Raw genomic sequence first — 19,484 nt, forward strand, 5'->3', positions numbered from 1 at the left:
GCCTACCTGTCGTCGAGGTCCACGGTGTCGACGCGACCCTCGGGCGGATCGCCGTCCTCGACCTCGCTGCGGTTGACCCGCCACGCTTCCACGGACTGCTTGACCTGCCCCAGCAGCTCCTTGAAGACGGTGGCGGCGCCTGCCCCGACCAGCGCGACGACGATGTCCATGCCGACGCCCATCGGGGCGCCGGGCTCGTCGTCGCGGCGCCGCTCGTGGATCTGCAGCCGGCCGGCCCGCACCAGCTCGTCGAGCGGTTTCTCCCGTTCCAGCCATTTGCGCAGAGCGCCGACGTCGCTCTCGCTCGCGGTCCCGTCCAGCCGAACGCGTATGCCTTGGTTGGCCACTCCATCCCCCTCAGCCATAACTCACCATCATGTCACCAACGTTGGTCACGGGGGAGAGGTCGGAAGTGCCGCATGTTCACGAGCCGAGCGTCTGCAGCTGGCTCAGCTGCCGCCGGATGTGGTCCAGGGCGCCCACGCGGCGTCCCGGCACCCGGGCCCGCAGGTCGGCCAGTTCGGCCCCGAGTTCGCGGGCCCGCGCCGGGTCGCCGATCTGCCCCCACTGGTGGTGGGCCCGGTCCACGGCCGCCTCCACGGCAGGCGCGTCCACCGGCTGCCCGGCACCCAGCCGGGCCGACGCCACCGCCAGCCACGTACGGCAACTGCGCTCCGGGTCCCCAGCGAACATCGCCAGATCCGCCCGCACCTCGGCCCAGTGCAGGGCCTGCTCGGAGGCCGGGCCGTGCGCCCGTACGGCAGCCTGCTCGTGCTCGGCGGCGAGGGCGTCGGCGGCGTCATGACGGCCGTCCTGGACCGCGGTGGTGATGGCGACGTGGGGGTCGTCGACACGCTCCCGGCCAGGTGTGTTCAGCCTGTCCGGCATGTGAGGACGAGGCCGTTCAGGCGGATACGGGGGTCTGGGGGCGGAGCCCACAGGGACAGCAGCGGGGGGCACCCCCACCACCAGGTTCCCGTACCCGTCGCTCCCCAGCCGGGCCAACGCCTGCTGATGCAACTCCGCGAGATCAGGTCGCCGCCCGCTGCGCAGGATCGTCGCGATCGCCTTCATGTACGCCGGCACGGCCACCGCCCGCCGGGAGGACGGCGGCGGCGCGATACGGCCGTACACCGCGCTGTTGCGGCCGGAGTCGAGCGGCTGGGAGCGCAGCCAGGCCCAGGTCTCCGCGTCCGCGTGCAGGTCGAGGAGCAGGGTCGTCGTGCCCGGCGTGCGCAGGCGCAGTTCCTCGCGGATCCAGTGCCAGGGCAGGCCGGTGTAGCGGACGGTCGCGGACGTGGTGCGGGCCAGCGCGAGGTGGGGCAGGTGCTGGCGGCGGTCGAGCATGAGCTGGCCGGTGACGAAGACGGTCAGCGGGCCGGGGGCCGTCGCGGCGGCGCGCAGCCGGGTGAGGACGGCCTGGGGTTCCAGCGGGTCGGCGAGTTCGACGACGTTTGCGGTGTTGGTGCCGGACAGCACGGCGGGCGGCACGGCCGCGAGCACGGGGAGCACGGACGCCGCGTCCACCAAGCAGCCCTTGCCCACCGGCGATGCGGCCAGCAGCAGCACGGTTCCCGGCATCGGTCCTCCCCGTCCCCCGTCGATCACTTAGGGCAGCACCGTAACCGCTGCGGCTGCAAAGGTGGGTCTCAGGACTGCAAACCACCCTGCACGAGCGCCCCCGCCGCGGTGCGCCGCACCGGGAATCCCGTCCGCCGACTTGCCAGGGCCTGTCCCCAGGTGTGCTCTGGAAGGCGGGGGCGAGGAGAGAGGAGTGCTCTCATGGCTCAGGCGGCACCCACGCCCGGTGGAATGCGCGGCATGCACCGTCGTCCGGCCCGGCGCGTCACGACCCGGCCGATCCGCACACCCGACGTGTTCGGCGAGCGGGTCCACCGGGTGACGCGGTTCGCGATCCCCGTCGTTCTCGGACTCGTCTACGGCTACTGGGCCGCGGCCAACCGGCGCGACGGCGGGCCCATCACCGGCTGGAACATCCTGTTCGGCTTCGTCACCGCGTTCGTGTTCATCGTGCTGTGCCTCGCCGTGGCGACGTTCGCGCCGCTGCTGCAACGGGAGCTGCACTCGATGACGAAGTCGGGCTTCGCGGGCGCGGCTGTCGGGTTCCTGTACAACCAGAGCGGCCAGAGCATCCTGCGGTCGGCGGTCATGGGGCTGGTGGTCGCGGCGGCCATCTTCGGCGTGTTCTTCTACCGCTACTACACGCGCGAGGACGCGGTGGGAAACCGCATCCGCTGAGGTTCCCGAGTACGGCGCAGGGGCCCCGGCCCCGGCCCCGGAGCGGCATGCCCAGTTCCGTCAAAGGACACGGCCGCCCTGTGCCCGTACGGCTTGCCCCGTGCGCCCATATGGAGTCACTCCGCGCGCACCCCCGGCCCGCCGCGTCTTGCCTGGAAGGGTGCCCACACGACTCCGGAACGCCCTGTCGGCCGTACTCATCGCCCTGGCCTGTCTGCTCGTGCCGTTCGGCGCGTCGGCGGCCTGGGTGGCGTACGGGCTCACCGACACGAGCCGGTACGTCACCACGATGGCCCCGCTCGCCACCGACCCGGACGTGCGGGACGCGATCGCGGACACGGTCGGCGCCGGAATCCTGCGGGAGGTGGACACCGACCGGCCGATGCGCCCCTTCGTGCGGGACGCGGTGCGCTCGTTCACTCGGACCGAGGCCTTCCGCACCGCGTGGGACGCGTCGAACCGGGCCGTCCACGACGCCGTGTTGAGCGCGCTGCGCGGCGGCCGGGAAGGGGCGGTGACGGTGGACCTCGCACCGGTCGCCGCCGAGGTGAAGGACCGACTGACCGCGGACCAGGCGCCGTTGGCGTACCGCATCCCGGTCCGGCACACCAAGGTGTCCGTGCTCCCGGCCGAGGACCTGGCCCGGCTCCGGAAGGGGTTCCACATGCTCGACATCGCCGGTTTCTGGCTGCCCGTCACGGCGGGCGTCCTCGCCGTAGCCGGGATCGCGGTGGCGGCCTGCCGCCGTCGCGCGGTCACCGCGACCGCCCTCGGCACGGCCCTCGGCGGCGCCCTCCTCGGCCTCGCGGTCGCCGTCGGTCGCCGCCTCACCGTCGCCGGCCTGCCCGACCCGGCCCTCCACCCGGCCGCCGGCGCGGTCTACGACGCCCTCACGGCCACCCTGCGCACGGTCTCCTGGCTGCTGGTCGCCGTCGGGCTGACCGTGGCTCTGATCTGCTGGCTCAGCGGCCGGTACGGGTATCTGCTCCTCTTCCGGCGACGTCCGCGAGCGTCCGCAGCGCCCGCCGCAGATCCGGCTCAGCGGCAGACGCGAGCCCGAGCCTGACCGCGTCCGGCGTCCGGCTCGGGTCGACGACGAAGGCCGGTCCGGGCGTCACGGCGATGCCGTGCGCGGCGGCCGCGGCCGTGAAGGTGTCCGCGCGCCACGGGGCGGGCAGCTCCCACCAGGCGTAATAGGCGCGAGGATCGGACCGTACGGCGAACCCGTGCAGCTCCTCTTGGAGGATGCGCTGCCTGCGCCCGGCGTCCGCCCGCTTGGCCGCGACCAGCCGCGCGACCGTCCCGTCCCCGATCCACCGCACGGCGGCCTCCAGCGCGAACCGTCCGGCACTCCACCCGCCGGACCGGATCGCGTCCGCCACGGCCTCGCCCCGCCACGGAGGTACGACGGCGAAGCCGACGGTGAGTCCGGGGGCCACCCGCTTCGACAGCCCGTCGACGACATGGGTGATCCGGGGTGCGTGGACGGCGAGCGGGTCGCCGTCGGCGAGGAAGGACCAGATGCGGTCCTCGACGATCAGGACGCCCACGTCAACAGCAACAGCGGCCAGTTGGCGCTTGCGTTCCTCGGTCATCGTCACGGACGTCGGGTTGTGCAGCGTCGGCTGCACATACAGGGCGGAGAGGGGGGCCGTGCGGTGGGCGGCGGCCACGGACTCCGGCAGCGGCCCTTCCTCGTCCGCCGCCAGCGGCACCGGCGTGATGCCCAGCCGGGCGGCGATCTCCTTGACCACGGGATACGTCAGCGGCTCGACGCCGAGCCGGCCGCCGGGGCGGACGAGGGAGGCGAGGGTGGCGGCGATCGCCTGGCGGGCGTTGCCGGTGAAGAGCAGTTGGCCGGGGCCGGGCCGCCAGCCCGGGGTGACGAGGAGGGCGGCCGCGGCGTCCCGGGCCGCCGCCGTGCCGTCGGCAGGGGCGGGAAGCAGGGCCTCCGCAAGGACATCGGGGCGGAGCAGGGGCGCGAGGGCAGGGGCGAGCAGCTCGGACTGGCCGGGCGCGGACGGGTAGTTGAGCTCCAGGTTCACGGGAGCGGCCGTGGTCGGTTCATTGAGCGCCCGGCCCATGGGCGCGGCCGTGGTCGGCTCGGTGAGTGCCCGGCCCATGGGCGCCGCCGGAGCCGCCCGCACGAACGTCCCGCGCCCGACCTCCCCGACGACCAGTCCCCGCCGCACGAGTTCGCCGTACACCCGCCCCGCCGTCGACCCGGCGATCCCGCGCCGCCGCGCGAACGCCCGCTGCGGGGGCAGCCGTTGACCGGGCTTGAGCCGTCCGGCGGCGATGTCGTCGGCCAGTCGGTCGGCGAGGCGCCGGTAGTCGTCCACAGGGTCCCCCATCACATTGCACCGAGGGCAAAGATCTTATTGCACCGACGAGTTGAAGCGATCTAGGGTCGGCCACATGACCCCTTTCCCGGAGTTCCTGGCATACGAGGACAAAGGATCCGATACCCCCGCGGTCCCCCTTGTCCTGGTCCACGGCCACCCGTTCGACCGCACGATGTGGGCCCCGCAGATCGCGGAGTTCTCCGCCACGCGCCGGGTGATCGCCCCCGACCTGCGCGGCTACGGCGAGTCTCCGCAGGCCCCCGGCATCACGCGGTTCGCCGACTTCGCCGCGGACATCGAGGCGCTCCTCGACGACCTGTCGGTGGAGACCTTCGTCCTCGCCGGACTGTCGATGGGCGGCCAGATCGCGATGGACGGCTACCGGCGGTTCGGGAGCCGCATCCGGGGCCTGGTCCTCGCGGACACCTTCCCGGTGGCGGAGACCCCGGAGGGCATGAAGAGCCGCAACGCCATGGCGGACCGGCTGCTGCGGGAGGGGATGCGCGGGTACGCCGACGAGGTGCTGGAGAAGATGGTGGCGCCGTACGCCGCACCCGAGGTGAAGGCCCACGTCCACCGCATGATGACGTCCGCACCCCCTCAGGGAGCCGCCGCCGCCCTCCGCGCCCGCGCCGGACGCCCCGACTACCGCGAGCTGCTGACCCACGTCACCGTCCCCGCACTGGTCGTCGTGGGCAGCGACGACGCGTACACGCCGGTATCCGACGCCGAGGCCATGCACGCGGCCCTCCCCGACTCCACCCTGCTGGTGATCGAGGGGGCGGCGCACATGCCGAACCTGGAGCGGCCCAAGGAGTTCAACGCGGCGCTCGGGGAGTTCCTGGCGCGGGTGGACGGCCGCTCGTAGTCTCGGGACGGTGACTCGACAGCGCTTCCGCCGGCCCGGCATATGGCTCGCCGCGCTGTTGTCCGCCGGGGTGAGTGTCGTCGTCGGGTGCCGGGTCGCCGACACCGACGGGATCACCCCCGTCCCCCAGCTCCTCGCCTTCCTGCCGTGGCTGCTGGCGCCCGCCGCCCTCGGGCTGGGCCTCGCGCTGCTCGCCCGCTGGTGGACCGGGGTGGTGTGGGCGGTGGCGGTACTGGGACTGCTGGCGTGGTTCATGGAGCCTTACGGGAAGATCGGTGCACCCGGCGGGGCGCCGGTGGCCTCCTTGCGGGTGCTGACCTCGAACGTCGAGTTCGGGCAGGCCACCGACTCGCTCATCGCCACCGTCCGCGAGGAGCGGCCGGACCTCGTCTTCGTACAGGAGTGCGAGTTCGCGTGCGACGCGGCGCTGAAGCAGTCCCTCGGTGCCGACTACCCGCACCGGCAGGCCGTCGAGGGCGGCGGATCGGCAGGGTCCGTCCTCCTCAGCCGCTTCCCGCTGAAGGCCGCCGACACCCTCCCCGGCACCATGGGCATGCCGGGCGCCGTCGCCGACGTACGCGGGCGGGCCGTACGGCTCCAGCTCGCGCACCCGATGCCACCGCTGCCCGGCCAGGTGGACGTCTGGCGGCGCGAGCTGAGCGCCCTGCGCGACTTCGCCGCCGGCCACGCGAAGGCCACCGCCATCCTGGCCGGCGACTTCAACGCCTCCCAGGACCACGCGGCCTTCCGCCGCATCCTCGACACCGGCCTGCGCGACGCGGCCCGCCTCGCCGGTTCCGACCGCACGCCCACCTGGCCCGCCCGCACGGCCGGGAGCACCCCCGCGCTGGGCGCCCAGATCGACCACGTACTGGTCTCCCCCGACTTCGCCGCGCGGGACGCCCGCTTCCTCGACCTCGCCGACACCGACCACCGCGCCCTGCTCGTCGACCTCACGCTGCACCGGCGCGCATGACGACCGCGCTGGTCTGTGCGCTCAGACGCCGATGTCGTCGCCGTCGGCGCGCCACACGGCCACGACCGACGGACGGACGATCCTGCCGGGGCCGTCGGGCCAGGTGCTGGCCGGCTCCTCGACGGTCGCGCCGCCGATCTCGCCCGGGTGCTGCACGGCGACGAGCACCCGCCGGTCCTGGACGATCGGACCGCAGGTCTCGGCACCGATCGGCATGGTCAGGAACTGCTTGAGCTCACCGCGCCGCTCGCCCTTCGTGGCGACGCCGAAGAGGCCGTCGTGGTAGCCGAGCTGGGCTCCGTCGGTGGAGATCCACAGGTTGCCGTACGGGTCGAAGGCCACGTTGTCCGGGCAGGAGATCGGGCTGACGTCGTCCTTCGGGAACCCGGCGAAGTAGGTGGCCGGGTCGTCCGGGTCGCCGGCGACGAGGAAGAGCGTCCAGGCGAACCTCGTGCTCTCGGCCCGGTTCCAGCGCTCGGTGAGCTCCAGGATGTGCCCGTGTTTGTTGGCGTTTCGCGGGTTGGCCTCGTCGGCCGGGGCGTTCGTACCGACACCGCGGTTGGTGTTGTTGGTGAGGGCGACGTACACCTTGCCGGTGTGCGGGTTCGGCTCGATGTCCTCGGGCCGGTCCATCTTGGTCGCGCCGACCTTGTCACCGGCGAGACGGGTGAAGACGAACACCTCGTCGGCGGTCATGCCCTCGACGTGCGAGACGGCACCCTTGGCGGTCGCGGTGGCCAGCGGGATCCACTCGCCGCTGCCGTCGAACTCGCCGTCGCCCGGCAGCTTGCCGGTGCCGTCGATCTCGATGGCGGGGGAGTCGCCGGTGAGCCTGGCGACGTAGAGCGTGCCTTCGTCGAGCAGCGAGAGGTTGTGCTCGCGCACGGCCCGCGACGAGCCCCTCTTCATCCGCTTGCTGCCGACGAACTTGTAGAAGTAGTCGAACCGCTCGTCGTCACCGGTATAGACGACAGGTCGGCCGTCGTCAGTGAGCCGCACGGTCGCGCCCTCGTGCTTGAACCGGCCGAGGGCGGTGTGCTTGCGGGGCGTGGAGTCCGGGTCGTACGGGTCGAGCTCGACGACGTACCCGAAGCGGTGCACCTCGTTCGGCTCCCGGGCCACGTCGAACCGCTTGTCGAACCGCTCCCACTTGCGCTCACTCGCCGCCGTGCCGATGCCGTACCGCTTGTCGGTGGCGCGGCTCGCGCCTGCGAAGTACTGGTTGAAGTTCTCCTCGCCGTGCAGGGTGGTACCCCACGGGGTGGTCCCGCCCGAGCAGTTGTTGAGGGTGCCCAGGACCTTGGTGCCCGTCGGGTCGGCGGAGGTCTTGAGCAGGTCGGACCCGGCGGCGGGCCCGGTCAGCCGGAACTCGGTGGTGGCGGTGACGCGCCGGTTGAGGGGATGCCGGGAGACGGCGGAGAGCTTCCCGCTCCTGCGGTCCTCCTCCACGACGACGGCGGACAGCCCGTGCGCCGCCCACGCGATCTCGACCTGCTCACGGGTCGGGTCGGCAGCGTCGTAACCGCGGAACATGAGCACCTCGTCGGTGTACTCGTGATTGGCGACGAGGATCTGCCTGCCCCGCTCGCCCGGCAGCGGGAGCAGCGACAGGAAGTCGTTGTTGTACCCGAACTGACCGGCCTGGGCGGCGGCGGTCTGCTTCTCCGGGTCGAAGGCGGGCGCACCGCGCAGGATGGGCTCGCCCCAGCGGATGACGATGTTCTGCCTGTACCCGTCCGGGACGGTCACGGCGTCGGCCGTGTTGGGCGCGACGGCGGTGAACCGGAGGCCGCGGGCACCTTTGGAGGTGCCGGGTTTGTGGGTCGTGGTGCTGTTTTCGGCCGCCGCGACCGGCGAGGCGAGCCCCGCCCCCGCGGCACCGGCCACGGTGACGACGGCCGCGGCTCGCATGATCGAGCGGCGACTGAGCGCACCGGCGATGACGTCACCGACGTACGGGTTGGCGGAGGTGTTCGGCACCTCGTGGAAGCAGGCGTTACCACACCGGAACCGGCAAGTCAGGGCAGACCGCCCACCGGGGTGTGACTCGTTCGAGGTCCTGATCAACGGCAACTGCATGCGCACTTTGCTCTCCCCTTGCTTCCCCTTGAGTCCGGCGTGACGGACGCTATGGGCACGTTCGTTCGGGAGCGGGGCGCACCGACGAACGAAGGGTGAACCTGAGGTGGCCGTAGGCCAGTTGGCTTCGCCGGACGGGCGGGCGGGGGAAGGCTTGATGTGGCCCTTGACGTCCAGTGCGCCGTGTGACCCGCCCCCGCCAAAGATCACCCTCCGGGGCCGCTAACCTTACGTGTCCGTCCTGGCCAGGGATTTACGGGCATCAACTCATGCGAAGGGTTGCGCACATGGGCATTCTCACTCTCCTGCGGAACGCGTTCGGCCGGTCACGCAAGGGGCACACCACGTCCCCTTCGCAGGAAACCGAGGTTGCCGAGGTTGCCGAGGTTGCCGAGACCGCCGCACCGGAGACCGCACCAAAGGTCCCCGCCCCGGCAACGGAGCCGACCCCGGCCCCCGAGCCGACGGCAACCGTCCCGGAACCCCGCCCCTCGACACCGTCCACCCCCCAGTCCACGCTCTCCACGAAGGACGAGCACGACCTGGTCGCGGCAGCCTTCGACAAGGTGGCAGTGCCGAATCCGGGCGAGCCGGCGGAGACGCCGGCGGCGAAAGAGCCGGCCCCGGAGCCGGCACCGGTCGCGGAGGTGACTCCCGAGCCCGAACCGGTCATCGAGGTGACGCCCGACCCGGAACCGGTCGCGGAGGCCACCCCCGAGCCCGAGCCCGCCCCGGTCGCCGAGCCCGAGCCGGAGCCGACCGCCGAGGTCACCCCGGAACCCGAGCCCGAGCCGGTCGTCGAACCCCAGCCGGAGCCGGTGGCGGAGGTCACCCCGGAACCCGAGCCCGAGCCCGAGCCGATCGTCGAACCCGAGCCGGAACCGACCGCCGAGGTCACGCCCGAGCCCGAGCCGGTAGTCGACCCCGAGCCGGAACCGGTGGCGGAGGTCACCCCCGAACCGGAACCGACCATCGAACCCGAACCCGTCATCGAACCGGAGCCGGAGCCCGAAGCAGTCGCGGAGGTCACTCCCGAACCCGAGGCAGAGGTGACCCCGGCCCCCGAGCCCGAGCCGGCCCACGAGCCGCTCCCCACCCCCGAACCGCTGGCCGCCGACGGCGAGGACGCCCCACAGGGGTCACCCGCAGTCGACGACGAAGGCGTCACGGGTGGTGCGGGTGGGAACGACAACCCGGCCGAAGGCCGGGTGCCCACCACCCTCCGCACGGCGTACAACGCAGCCGAGGCCACCCTCACCGCCAAGAACCTCACCGGCACCCGTGCCAAGGTCTACCTCGTCCTCGACCGCTCCGCGTCCATGCGCCCGTACTACAAGGACGGCTCCGCCCAGGCCCTCGGCGAGCAGACCCTCGCCCTCGCCGCCCACCTCGACCCCGAGGCCCCGGAAGCCAAGGTCCACGTCGTCTTCTTCTCGACGGAACTCGACGGCACCGGCGAGCTGACCCTCACCGACCACGAGAACAAGATCGACGAGCTGCACGCCGGCCTCGGCCGCATGGGCCGTACCAGCTACCACGCCGCGGTCGAGGCAGTCGTGACCCACCACGACAAGGAAGCCCCCGGCACCCCCGCCCTCGTCGTCTTCCAGACCGACGGCGCCCCCGACGCCAAGACCCCCGCCACCCAGTCCCTCACGGACGCCGCGAAGAACCACCCCAGCGTCTTCTTCTCCTTCGTCGCCTTCGGTGAGCCCGACAACAAGGCCTTCGACTACCTCCGCAAACTGAAGACCGACAACACGTCCTACTTCCTCGCGGGCCCGACGCCCCGAGAGCTCACGGACGCCGAGCTCTACGAGGGCGTACTGGCCGCCTGGCGCCCGTAGCACCACACTGTGCCCTTCGGGGGGTGGACGGCCGGTCCACCCCCCGAAACGCATGTGAGTCGATCTTCGCGCGCCCAGTAGGATTTCGGGCATGGCGGCCACAGAAACCGAGAAGCAGGGGGCGAAGGCGTACTACGTCTCGACCCCCATTTACTACGTCAACGACGCTCCTCACCTGGGCCACGCCTACACGACCGTCGCAGGGGACGTGCTCACGCGCTGGCACCGTCAGCGCGGCGAGAAGGTGTGGTACCTCACCGGCACGGACGAGCACGGTCAGAAGATCATGCGCACCGCGGAGGCGAACGGCGTCAGCCCGCAGGAGTGGGCCGACAAACTCGTCACCGAAGCCTGGAAGCCCCTCTGGGAGCACCTCGAGATCGCGAACGACGACTTCATCCGTACGACGGAGAAGCGTCACACGGACCGCGTCCAGGAGTTCGTCCAGGATCTCCACGACAAGGGCGAGATCTACAAGGGCGGCTACGAGGGCCCGTACTGCGTGGGCTGTGAGGAGTACAAGCTCCCCGGCGACCTCATCGAGGCCGAGGACGGCACGAAGCTGTGTGCCATCCACAAGAAGCCGGTGGAGATCCTCAAGGAGGAGAACTACTTCTTCAAGCTCAGCGAGTACGGCGACAAGCTCCTCGCCCACTACGAGGCGAACCCCGGCTTCATCCAGCCCGAGTCGGCACGCAACGAGGTCGTGAACTTCGTACGCCAGGGCTTGCAGGACCTGTCCATCTCCCGTTCCACCTTCGACTGGGGTGTCCCGGTCCCGTGGGACGACAAGCACGTGATCTACGTGTGGATCGACGCGCTGCTGAACTACGCGACGGCGGTCGGCTACAACGAGAACCCGGCGAAGTTCGAGAGCACCTTCCCTGCCGACGTCCACCTCGTCGGCAAGGACATCCTCCGCTTCCACGCGATCATCTGGCCCGCCATGCTGATGGCCCAGGGCCTCCCCCTGCCCGGGAAGATCGCCGCGAACGGCTGGCTGATGGTCGGCGGCGAGAAGATGTCGAAGTCGAACCTGACCGGCATCAAGCCGCAGGACCTGACCTCGCACTTCGGTGTGGACGCGTACCGCTGGTACTTCCTGCGCGCGATCGCCTTCGGTCAGGACGGCTCCTTCTCCTGGGAGGACTTCTCGGCCCGCTACACCAGCGAGCTGGCGAACGACTACGGCAACCTGGCGTCCCGCGTCGCGGCGATGGTCGGCAAGTACTTCGGCGGCGCCCTGCCCGAGGCGACGGCGTCCGGCGAGGCGGAGAAGGCGATCCAGGACGGCCTGGCGAAGGCGGTCGCGGAAGCCGACCGCAAGATCGGTGACGAGCTGGACTTCCAGGGCGGCATCCTGGCCGTCTTCGACTTCGTCAAGCAGGTCAACGGCTACATCACGGAGCAGGAGCCGTGGAAGGTCGCCAAGGACACGACTGACGAGGGCAAGGCCCGCCTCGCCACGATCCTCTACACGGCCGCGGAGTCCCTCCGCGCGGTCGCGGTCCTCCTGAACCCGATCATGCCGGACACCTCCCAGAAGCTCTGGGACTCGCTCGGCGCGGAGACCTCCCTCGGCGCCCTCGCGGACCAGAAGGTCCAGGAGGCGGCCGAGTGGGGCAGGCTCCCGGTCGGCACGACGGTCACCAAGGGCGCGGTCCTCTTTCCCCGCCTGGAGGAGAAGCCGACGGCGTAGCGCACACGCACGGCACAGGGCCCGGGAAGCTAAAGGCTGCTTCCCGGGCCCTCGCCCTACCCGTACCCCCTACCTGCATGTCCACGTCCACCCGTATGGTTTCCGCCATGGCAAAGGCAGTGCCCGAGGTGATTCCGATCGCCTACGTGCCCAGGCGTCACACCGAGTCGATCGGCTGGTACGCGGACGGTCAGTTCCTCGCGTCGATCACGTACGCCTTCCCCGAAGGCTTCCGTCCCGACGAGGGCTGGGAAGAACACAAACGTCTCTACGTCGCGCTCCACACCTTCGACGCCGACGGCCACTACCGCGACTCGGAGATCTGGTGCGCGGGCACCTGGGCCGACCAGCAGCGCGCCCCCGACGGCAACGACTCCGTCCTCGGCCGCGCCCGCATCCACCTGGCGAAACTCCTGCGCAGCCTCCCCCGCCGCTCCTACACGGACATCGCCATCCGCCCCTTCCAGCTCACCTTCGACGGCGTCCGCTTCGGCCTGCTGATCCGCAAGGACGAGGGCGAGACCTGGGCCGAGCTCTACCCGGACCGCCTCGAATTCAGCGAACCGTGGGACGGCCGGTACGTCACCTGAGGCGCAGCTGTTGCAGGAGGGCGGCGAGGTCGCCCCGTCGTCTGCCGGGACCAGCCCACCGCGTCCTGGGCTACCGGACCGTTCGAGTCCCGGGTCGGCTCCTGGACGTCCCAGATCCTGCGCCCGCTGCGCCTGGGGCCGGACACCCTTCCGGAGATCGTCGACGCGTCGACGGCGGCAAGGCAGCCGATGCCGGCAACGCTCGCGGCCATCGCACACGGTGAAAGCGTCGAGAGCGCCAGGCTGGAGATCCTGACCCGCGCTATGCGGTCACTCGACAGGGACACCGCTCTATACCTGGGCGAGCTGTTGGAAGCCGGCCTGCGGACGCTCCGATCCGACCGCCTCGCCGAGCATACCTAGAATGGATCTACGTAGAATGCATCTACATAACCTCCGGAGGTGCCATGCCCACCCCTTTCGTCGGCCGCCAAGCCGAGCTGGCCCTCCTCCACAAGCGTCTCGATCGGGTCGCCGCCGACGGCGCCGGGGTCGCGGTCGCCATAAGGGGACGGCGTCAGGTCGGGAAGTCACGGCTCGTGCAGGAGTTCTGCGACCGGGCCGGGCGGCCGTACGTCTTCTTCACCGCGACCAAGGGCGCGTCCCCCGTGGAAGGCATCGCCGACTTCATGGCGGAGCTGCGTGAGTCCTCCCTCGCGACCGATCCGGAACTCGTACCCGACACCGCCCCCACGAACTGGCCCGATGCCTTCCGCACCCTCGCCGCCGTGCTGCCCGCCTCGCCCAGCATCGTCGTCATCGACGAACTGCCCTGGCTCTCGGAGCAGGACACCGTGTTCGACGGCGCGCTGCAGACCGCCTGGGACCGGCTGCTGTCCGGTCGGCCCGTGCTCCTGCTGCTGCTCGGCAGTGATCTGCACATGATGGAGCGCTTCACCGCGTACGACCGACCCTTCTACGGCCGGGCCGACTCCTTCGTGCTCGGTCCGCTCAATCCGGCCGAGGTGGGAAGCGCGCTCGGGCTGGACGCGGCAGAGGCCATCGACGCGCACCTGGTGTCCGGCGGACTGCCGGGCATCCTGCGGGCCTGGCCGCACGGCACCCCGGCGCTCGACTTCGTCAGGAGGGAGTGCGCCGACCCGGCCTCGCCGCTCTTCGGTGTCCCGGAAGCGGCGCTCATGGCCGAGTTCCCGGCGCCGGACCAGGCGCGCCGTGTCCTTGAGGCGGTGGGCAGCGGCGACCGCACGCACGCCAACATCGCCGCGACAGCCGGCAGCCAGAGCGGCGCCCTGCCCTCCGGCATACTGTCCCCGCTGCTGCGACGCCTCACCGACGAGAAGCGGGCCCTCGTATCGGACTCACCGCTCTCCACCCAGCCCGGCAAACCGGCTCTCTACCGCGTGGCCGACAGCAATCTGCGTCTCTACCTCGCCGCGATGCGCTCCGCGCAGGAGCTGTCCCGGCGCGGTCGTCCCGAGTCCGCGTACCGGGTGGTCGAGCGACGGTGGGCGGCCTGGCGGGGACGGGCCGTCGAGCCCCTGGTCCGACAGGCGCTGGAACTGGCAGCGGCTACGGGAGAGTTCCCCTGGCCCGACACGGAGGTCGTCGGCGGCTGGTGGAACCGGCAGTTCTCACCGGAGATCGATCTCATCGGTGCCGACCGCTCGCCCGTGGCGGGCACGGTCTTCTTCGCCGGCTCCGTGAAGTGGCTCGCCTCCCCCTTCGACCAGCACGACCTGACCGCCCTCGTGCAGGGTGCCGCCCAGGTATCCGGCTTCACACCGGGCACCACCGGCCTCGCCGTCGTATCGCTCTCCGGTTCGACCGGGGCGGTGACCGAGGACTCGGTCGGGCTCAGGTGGGGGGCGCGGGACGTGGTCTCGGCCTGGCGTGGCTGACCTCTCGGGCAAGGTCGAGAGAGTACAGAAGGAGAGCAGGCGGGGCCGGGAAGCAGAACGCTCCCGGCCCCGCTGCCCTCAGCTTGCGCCCTACTTCAGCGCTCCCGCCCCCGCAGTCGTCACCAGCCCCGTCAGCAGATTCTTCGCCGACGTCTCCAGCCCCGCCGTGAGCGCCGGCTTCCAGTTCACCGTCGTCTTCAGCTTCTTCGAGCTCGCGGCGTTGTACGCGGCCACGACATCCGTCGCCGTCCCGTTGACCAGGTTGCCGCCGCCCGCGACCGAACCCGTGCCGTCGCCGCTGAGGAGTTTCGCGACCTTCGCGCCGGACGGCAGCTTGAAGTAGTTGTGCTCGGCGACGACCTGGGCCTTGGCCCGGGAGTCGATGCTGTACTTGGCGGCGTAGCCGTTCAGCGACGTCGTGTCGTACACGTTGTTGTAGATGTGGATCTGGCCGATGCGGGCCAGCGGGGCACGCTGGACGATGCCCTTCCACACGTTGTGGTGGATGGAGACGCGCAGCTTGCCGACGCTGTCGGTGTCGCTGCTGCCGATCAGCATCGTCTTGTCGTGGTTGGTGAACTGGTTGCGCTCGACGGTCACCAGGTCCGAGCCGTTGGTGATGTCGAGGGCGCCGTCGTGGATCTGGTACTCGCGGCCGTAGTACTTCGGGTTGGCGTTGTCGAAGTGGGGGCCGTCGGTGAACGTGTTGTGGTCGGCCCAGACGTGCGTCGCTCCGCGCAGGGTGACCGAGTCGTACGCCGAGTTCCAGTTGCCGGTGCTGCCGTCGGTCGGGTCCCACTGCGGGAAGCAGTCCTCGGTGGCGGCGAAGGCGAGGTTGCGGACGATGACGTTGTCGACGTTCTTCGCCTGGAGGCTGCCGCCGGTGAGGCCGGCCTGGGTGCCGGGGACGCCGACGATCGTCGTGTTGGCGGGCACCTTGAAGACGATGTTCTTCGACTGCTTGGCCTGGGCTGCGGCGCGAGCCTTCTCCTGGGTGCCCGAGGGCAGCTTGGAGCGGCCGTAGGTGGCCGGGTCGTACGCCTTCAGGTAGGCGGAGAGCGAGTAGCCCGTGCCCGCCGCGTAGGACGCGCAGGTCAGCTTCTTGCCCGTGTCGTCGGTGTTGGCGTCGATCGTGCCCTTGATCTTGATGATGCGGGGGGTGGTGTCGGAGGCGGAGCCGAGCGCCTTCACGAGCTGGGCGCGGGTGGAGACGGTGAAGGTGTGCGCGGCGTCGGCCTTCGCGCCACCGGTCGTACCGGTCCCGGAGGACGCCCAGCCGTCCTTGGCGGCGAGCGTCTGGTGGTACAGGTCTAAGGCACCGGCGTTCGCGTTCATCACGAAGACACCGGCGCCGGCCCCGGCCGCCAGGACGGCGGCGGAGACGACGAGCGTGCGCCGCGAGCGGAGTGACCGGCGGTGGGAGGTGGCTGCCACGGAGGAGTCCTTATGTGTTCGTGTGCCGCACATGTTGTATGCCGCACGTGTTGTCCGTGAAGCTCCGGTGAACGGGGCTTCCGACTCCTCAGTGGCCGCCGGGATCACAAGGGTTGCCGGGGAAAAGGAAATTGATGAAACGTCAGGCTCACGGCAGCCCCTGACACCTCCTACCTCCGCCCGCCCCCGAACCCGCCCTCCGGCGCCTCCCCCGCCGTCACCGTCGCGATCTCCTCGGCCGAGCCGAGGTCGCCGGACTTCGCCAGGCCTCCCGTGGTGCCGTCCGACGCCGAGCCGCCCGAGTAGATCCGGTACTCCTCCCCGCTCTTGACTGCGGAGGACGAGAAGACGACGTTCTGGATCGCCTTGGAGGTGACGTACGTCGCCACGACCTTCCCGTCGGCGTCCACGACGTGCAGCGTGGTCCCCGCCGTGACCGCCGAGTCGAGCGTCGCCGCCACCCAGCCCTGCGCGGACTCGGTGTCGGGCGCGACGGCCATGCCCGCGCTGCCCGCGGCGAGCAGCACACCGCCGCTGACACCGAAGCCGCCGTTGACGTCGAGCGCGCCGTTGCCGCCCTGTTCGGGGCCGTTGACGACGAGGGTGCCGCCGGTGATCTCGGCGGTGCCGTTGGAGTCGAAGCCGTCGCCGTCGGCGTTGATGACCAGGGTGCCGCCGGAGACCTTCAGGGTGTAGTCACCCGCGGACTCGCCGCCACCGCCGCCCGCGCCCCGGCCACCGCCGGTGCCCTCCTCGGTCGTCGTCCCGCCGGACGCGTTCACCCCGTCGTCGGAGGAGGTGATCGCCGTCGAACCACCGCCGACCGTGATGTCCTTGCCCTCCAGCCCCTCGTTGGACCGCGTGACCTTCACCGTGCCGCCGTCGACGAGCAGGTCGCCCTCGGCGTGCACGCCGTCGTCCCCGGCGGCGATCGTCAGCGTGGCCCCGCCCAGGTGCACGGCGGCGTCACTGTGCAGGCCGTCGGCGGAGGAGTCGACGGCGATGGTGCCGTCCTCCAGGACGGTGATGACCCCCGACTTCAGTCCGTGCGCGGAGCTGTCGTCGGTGGCCTCGCTGTGCACGTCCAGCGTGCCGCCGGTGACGACGAGGTCGGTGGCCGCGTCGACGCCGTCGCCCGCGGAGGTCACCTTCACCGTGCCGCCGTCGACCGCGACGTAACCGGCGTCCGTGTCCTCGGCGTTGTCGGCCTTCAGCCCGTCGCCCTGGGCGGTGACGGTGACCGTGCCGCCGTGCACGACGAGGTAGTCCTTGCCGCGGATGCCGTCGTCGGCGGCCTCGACGGTGACCGTGCCGGAGGCGATGACCAGGCCGTCCTTGCTCACGATCCCGTCGTTGCCATTGCCGCGCACGGTGAGCGAGCCGCCGCCCCCGATCGTCAGGTTCCCGGCGCTGAAGAGCGCCGCGTCGGCCTCGTCCTTCTCGGTGGACTCGGCGTACGAGTCGGCGTCGGAGAGGGTGTTCTCGCTTCCGTCGGCCAGGACGACCACCAGCTCCTCCGCCTCGGTCGCCGCGATCGCCGCACCGGAGGAACTGGAGATGTCGGCGCCGTCGAGGATCAACGTGACGATCTGGTCAGGGGAGTTGACGAGGATCTGCCCGTCGGTGAGCTTCCCGCTGATCCGGTACGTCCCACCCGAACTGATGGTGACGGTGGCGCCGTCGGCCTTCGCCCCCTCGCCCTTCACGGCGGCCGAGTCGCCGTCGAGGGCGATCTCCACAGCCCCGGAGGCGTCCACGTCATCCGCCGCGGCATGCGCCTTCTCGTTGTCCGCGAGGACGGCGGCGGCGTCCTGGGCGCCGGCCACGGCGGCGGACGACGTGGCCGAACTCTCCTCGGAGGAACCGGCGGTGGATTCGGAGTCCGCCGAACACCCGGCCAGTGCCGCCGCGCCGAGCACCGCGGAGGCGAAGGCCCCCGCGGCCCTCGTACGAAATGGTCTTCTGCTCATGCCGGACTCCTGTCGAGTGCGGTGGGAAAGTGGCGCCGCAGTACGGGCAGCCAACGGTGGGAGGGAAGGTCGGGACGCAGGGCGGCCAGACCGGTGCCGTACTTCGAGACCGGGCACGGGCGGTGCTTCAGCGACCACAGCAGCCGGTCGGCGCCGGACCCGGCCCGGCCGGCCTTCGTCTCGACGATCGCCCGCTCCGGAGTGCGCAGGGTGGCGGTGCCGTCGGGGAGGGACCAGGTCAGGCCAATGTCGAGGGTCAGTCGGCTCGCGGTGGCCGGCAGGAAGAGGGTGGTGCGCCGGTAGGAGGTGGTCAGTACCGGCTGCCAGGGCAGGCCCGCGGTGTCGATCCGGGCCTGCGCCAGCACGGCGGCCGCGTACGCGCGGGCCCCCGCGTCCAGGCGGTGCGGGTCGCCCTCGTAGGGCATGCGGTGCTTGACCGTGGTGCCGCGCGGGCCACGGGTCTTGATCTCGAAGAAGTGCTGGTCGGAGTCGAGGTAGGTGCGTACCCGGAGTTTGAAGCGGCGCCGGCGCTGCCGTGCGGCGGCGAGGTAGCCGTCCAGGCCGGGGGTGTCGAAGTACACGGACCGGTAGCCGAATTCCCGCCGTCCGTCGATCTCCAGAACCTGTACGTCCTCGTCGAGGCCGCCGGAGCCGAGACCGCCCAAGCCGAGACCGCCCAACACGAAGGGCAGGTCCGCGACCGGCAGCATGTACTTGCGGTCCAGGCGGGTCAGCAGTTCGGCCCGGGCGACGAGTTCGTCCAGCCCGATCGGCCGCAGCGCGCCGACGGCCGTACCGAGGGAGTCGAGGGCGGTCATGCCCGTACGCCCTGTTCAAGCGGTATGTCGGCGTTCTTGGGGGACCGCGCGGCGTCGTTCACGACGTACTGGACATCGACCTGGGTCGTGTCGTTGACGAGGTCGATGCTCTTGACCGACAGGTTCACCACCCGCCCGCCCAGCAGCATCTCGAGGTGCGCGCGCAGGGCGTCCTCGTCGGTGTGCGCGGAGTCGAGGCGCAGGCTGCGCCGGCGGTGGCGGGGGAAGAGGCGCGGGTGGTCGCCCACGTACAGCACGGCGACGATCAGCACGGTCAGCGAGGTGGTCAGCGGGTTCACACGCTCGGGAAGCCCGCCGAGCAGCCCGATGGCCAGCGCGGAGAAGTAGTACGCGACCTCGTGCTGCGTGATCTCGTACGACCGCAGCCGGATGATCGACAGCACCCCGAACAGGCCCATCCCCAGCCCGATCCCCACGGACGCGGAGCTGAGCGTCATCGCCACGGCGAGCACGCCTACGTTCACGCCGAGGAAGGCCGTGACCAGGTCCCGGCGGTGGTGGCGCGGGAAGTAGACACCGAAGACGAGGACAAAGACCGCGACGAGGTCGGCGGCGACAAGTGCCAGCTGGTGCAGGGCGGTTGTGGACATGAGATGACAGTCCGCCAGTGGCCTGTGAGGTCGCTTCGAGTTCCCTTAAGCGACTTTGAGAAGTACGGGACGCCTCGGTGAGTGAACGCCAAGATGAACGGCGAGGTGAGGGACGCGCGGAGGGCTGAG

The 19,484-nt window shown here is 71.1% G+C and carries 16 protein-coding genes; 8 read left to right on the forward strand and 8 right to left on the reverse strand.

What is annotated here, in order from left to right:
• Positions 1 to 2: 2 nt before the first annotated feature.
• Positions 3 to 347 carry a hypothetical protein gene (locus tag ACFYO2_RS15830; protein ID WP_388348894.1) on the reverse strand — a complete coding sequence of 115 codons (345 nt, stop codon included), beginning with the start codon at positions 345 to 347 and terminating at the stop codon, positions 3 to 5.
• A 76-nt stretch (positions 348 to 423) separates the two neighbouring features.
• The gene (locus ACFYO2_RS15835) at positions 424 to 1,581 is read right to left on the reverse strand and encodes a hypothetical protein (protein ID WP_388348896.1); all 1,158 of its coding nucleotides are present in this window, start codon (positions 1,579 to 1,581) and stop codon (positions 424 to 426) included.
• 201 nt (positions 1,582 to 1,782) lie between these two features.
• Between ACFYO2_RS15835 and ACFYO2_RS15840 the strand changes: the two genes are divergently transcribed.
• Both ACFYO2_RS15840 and ACFYO2_RS15845 read left to right on the forward strand, forming a co-directional pair.
• Complete coding sequence (locus tag ACFYO2_RS15840) at positions 1,783 to 2,259, forward strand: hypothetical protein (RefSeq protein WP_388348898.1); 477 nt, start codon at positions 1,783 to 1,785, stop codon at positions 2,257 to 2,259.
• Between the two features lie 160 nt (positions 2,260 to 2,419).
• Positions 2,420 to 3,325, forward strand: a complete 906-nt coding sequence (locus ACFYO2_RS15845) for a hypothetical protein (protein ID WP_388348900.1) — start codon at positions 2,420 to 2,422, stop codon at positions 3,323 to 3,325.
• On the opposite strand, the gene ACFYO2_RS15850 is transcribed toward ACFYO2_RS15845, so the two are convergent.
• Positions 3,222 to 4,601 (reverse strand): PLP-dependent aminotransferase family protein, encoded by a 1,380-nt coding sequence (locus ACFYO2_RS15850; RefSeq protein WP_388349600.1) that lies wholly within the window; start codon positions 4,599 to 4,601, stop codon positions 3,222 to 3,224. The two genes, ACFYO2_RS15845 and ACFYO2_RS15850, sit on opposite strands and share 104 nt — an antisense overlap.
• Before the next feature lie 76 nt (positions 4,602 to 4,677).
• Between ACFYO2_RS15850 and ACFYO2_RS15855 the strand changes: the two genes are divergently transcribed.
• Both ACFYO2_RS15855 and ACFYO2_RS15860 read left to right on the forward strand, forming a co-directional pair.
• Positions 4,678 to 5,472, forward strand: a complete 795-nt coding sequence (locus tag ACFYO2_RS15855) for an alpha/beta fold hydrolase (protein ID WP_388348902.1) — start codon at positions 4,678 to 4,680, stop codon at positions 5,470 to 5,472.
• A gap of 10 nt (positions 5,473 to 5,482) precedes the next feature.
• Positions 5,483 to 6,448 (forward strand): endonuclease/exonuclease/phosphatase family protein, encoded by a 966-nt coding sequence (locus tag ACFYO2_RS15860; protein WP_388348904.1) that lies wholly within the window; start codon positions 5,483 to 5,485, stop codon positions 6,446 to 6,448.
• Positions 6,449 to 6,469: 21 nt separating this feature from the next.
• On the opposite strand, the gene ACFYO2_RS15865 is transcribed toward ACFYO2_RS15860, so the two are convergent.
• Positions 6,470 to 8,533: a PhoX family protein gene (locus ACFYO2_RS15865; RefSeq protein ID WP_388348906.1), complete on the reverse strand. Its 2,064-nt coding sequence runs from the start codon at positions 8,531 to 8,533 to the stop codon at positions 6,470 to 6,472.
• Positions 8,534 to 8,814: 281 nt separating this feature from the next.
• On the opposite strand from ACFYO2_RS15865, the gene ACFYO2_RS15870 reads away from it, so the two are divergent.
• The 4 genes from ACFYO2_RS15870 (at position 8,815) to ACFYO2_RS15885 (ending at position 14,522) form a co-directional block, all read left to right on the forward strand.
• Positions 8,815 to 10,374 (forward strand): VWA domain-containing protein, encoded by a 1,560-nt coding sequence (locus ACFYO2_RS15870; RefSeq protein WP_388348908.1) that lies wholly within the window; start codon positions 8,815 to 8,817, stop codon positions 10,372 to 10,374.
• 91 nt (positions 10,375 to 10,465) lie between these two features.
• Positions 10,466 to 12,073, forward strand: coding sequence for a methionine--tRNA ligase (gene metG, locus ACFYO2_RS15875; RefSeq protein WP_388348910.1), 1,608 nt, complete (start codon positions 10,466 to 10,468; stop codon positions 12,071 to 12,073).
• Positions 12,074 to 12,180: 107 nt separating this feature from the next.
• Positions 12,181 to 12,663 (forward strand): hypothetical protein, encoded by a 483-nt coding sequence (locus ACFYO2_RS15880; RefSeq protein WP_388348912.1) that lies wholly within the window; start codon positions 12,181 to 12,183, stop codon positions 12,661 to 12,663.
• 407 nt (positions 12,664 to 13,070) lie between these two features.
• A complete protein-coding gene (locus ACFYO2_RS15885; RefSeq protein WP_388348914.1) occupies positions 13,071 to 14,522 on the forward strand; it encodes an ATP-binding protein in 1,452 nt (483 codons plus the stop codon).
• A 90-nt stretch (positions 14,523 to 14,612) separates the two neighbouring features.
• Here ACFYO2_RS15885 and ACFYO2_RS15890 read toward each other — a convergent pair whose 3' ends face one another.
• The 4 genes from ACFYO2_RS15890 to ACFYO2_RS15905 form a co-directional block, all read right to left on the reverse strand.
• Positions 14,613 to 15,956, reverse strand: a complete 1,344-nt coding sequence (locus tag ACFYO2_RS15890) for a polysaccharide lyase family 1 protein (RefSeq protein ID WP_388348916.1) — start codon at positions 15,954 to 15,956, stop codon at positions 14,613 to 14,615.
• A gap of 170 nt (positions 15,957 to 16,126) precedes the next feature.
• Positions 16,127 to 17,926: a carbohydrate-binding domain-containing protein gene (locus ACFYO2_RS15895; protein ID WP_388348918.1), complete on the reverse strand. Its 1,800-nt coding sequence runs from the start codon at positions 17,924 to 17,926 to the stop codon at positions 16,127 to 16,129.
• A complete protein-coding gene (locus ACFYO2_RS15900; protein ID WP_388348919.1) occupies positions 17,923 to 18,744 on the reverse strand; it encodes a VTC domain-containing protein in 822 nt (273 codons plus the stop codon). The genes ACFYO2_RS15895 and ACFYO2_RS15900 overlap by 4 nt, the downstream gene beginning before the upstream one ends.
• Complete coding sequence (locus ACFYO2_RS15905) at positions 18,741 to 19,355, reverse strand: DUF4956 domain-containing protein (protein ID WP_388348921.1); 615 nt, start codon at positions 19,353 to 19,355, stop codon at positions 18,741 to 18,743. The genes ACFYO2_RS15900 and ACFYO2_RS15905 overlap by 4 nt, the downstream gene beginning before the upstream one ends.
• Positions 19,356 to 19,484 lie beyond the last annotated feature (129 nt).

This window comes from Streptomyces sp. NPDC006602 (genome assembly GCF_042870385.1).
GTDB lineage: Bacteria > Actinomycetota > Actinomycetes > Streptomycetales > Streptomycetaceae > Streptomyces.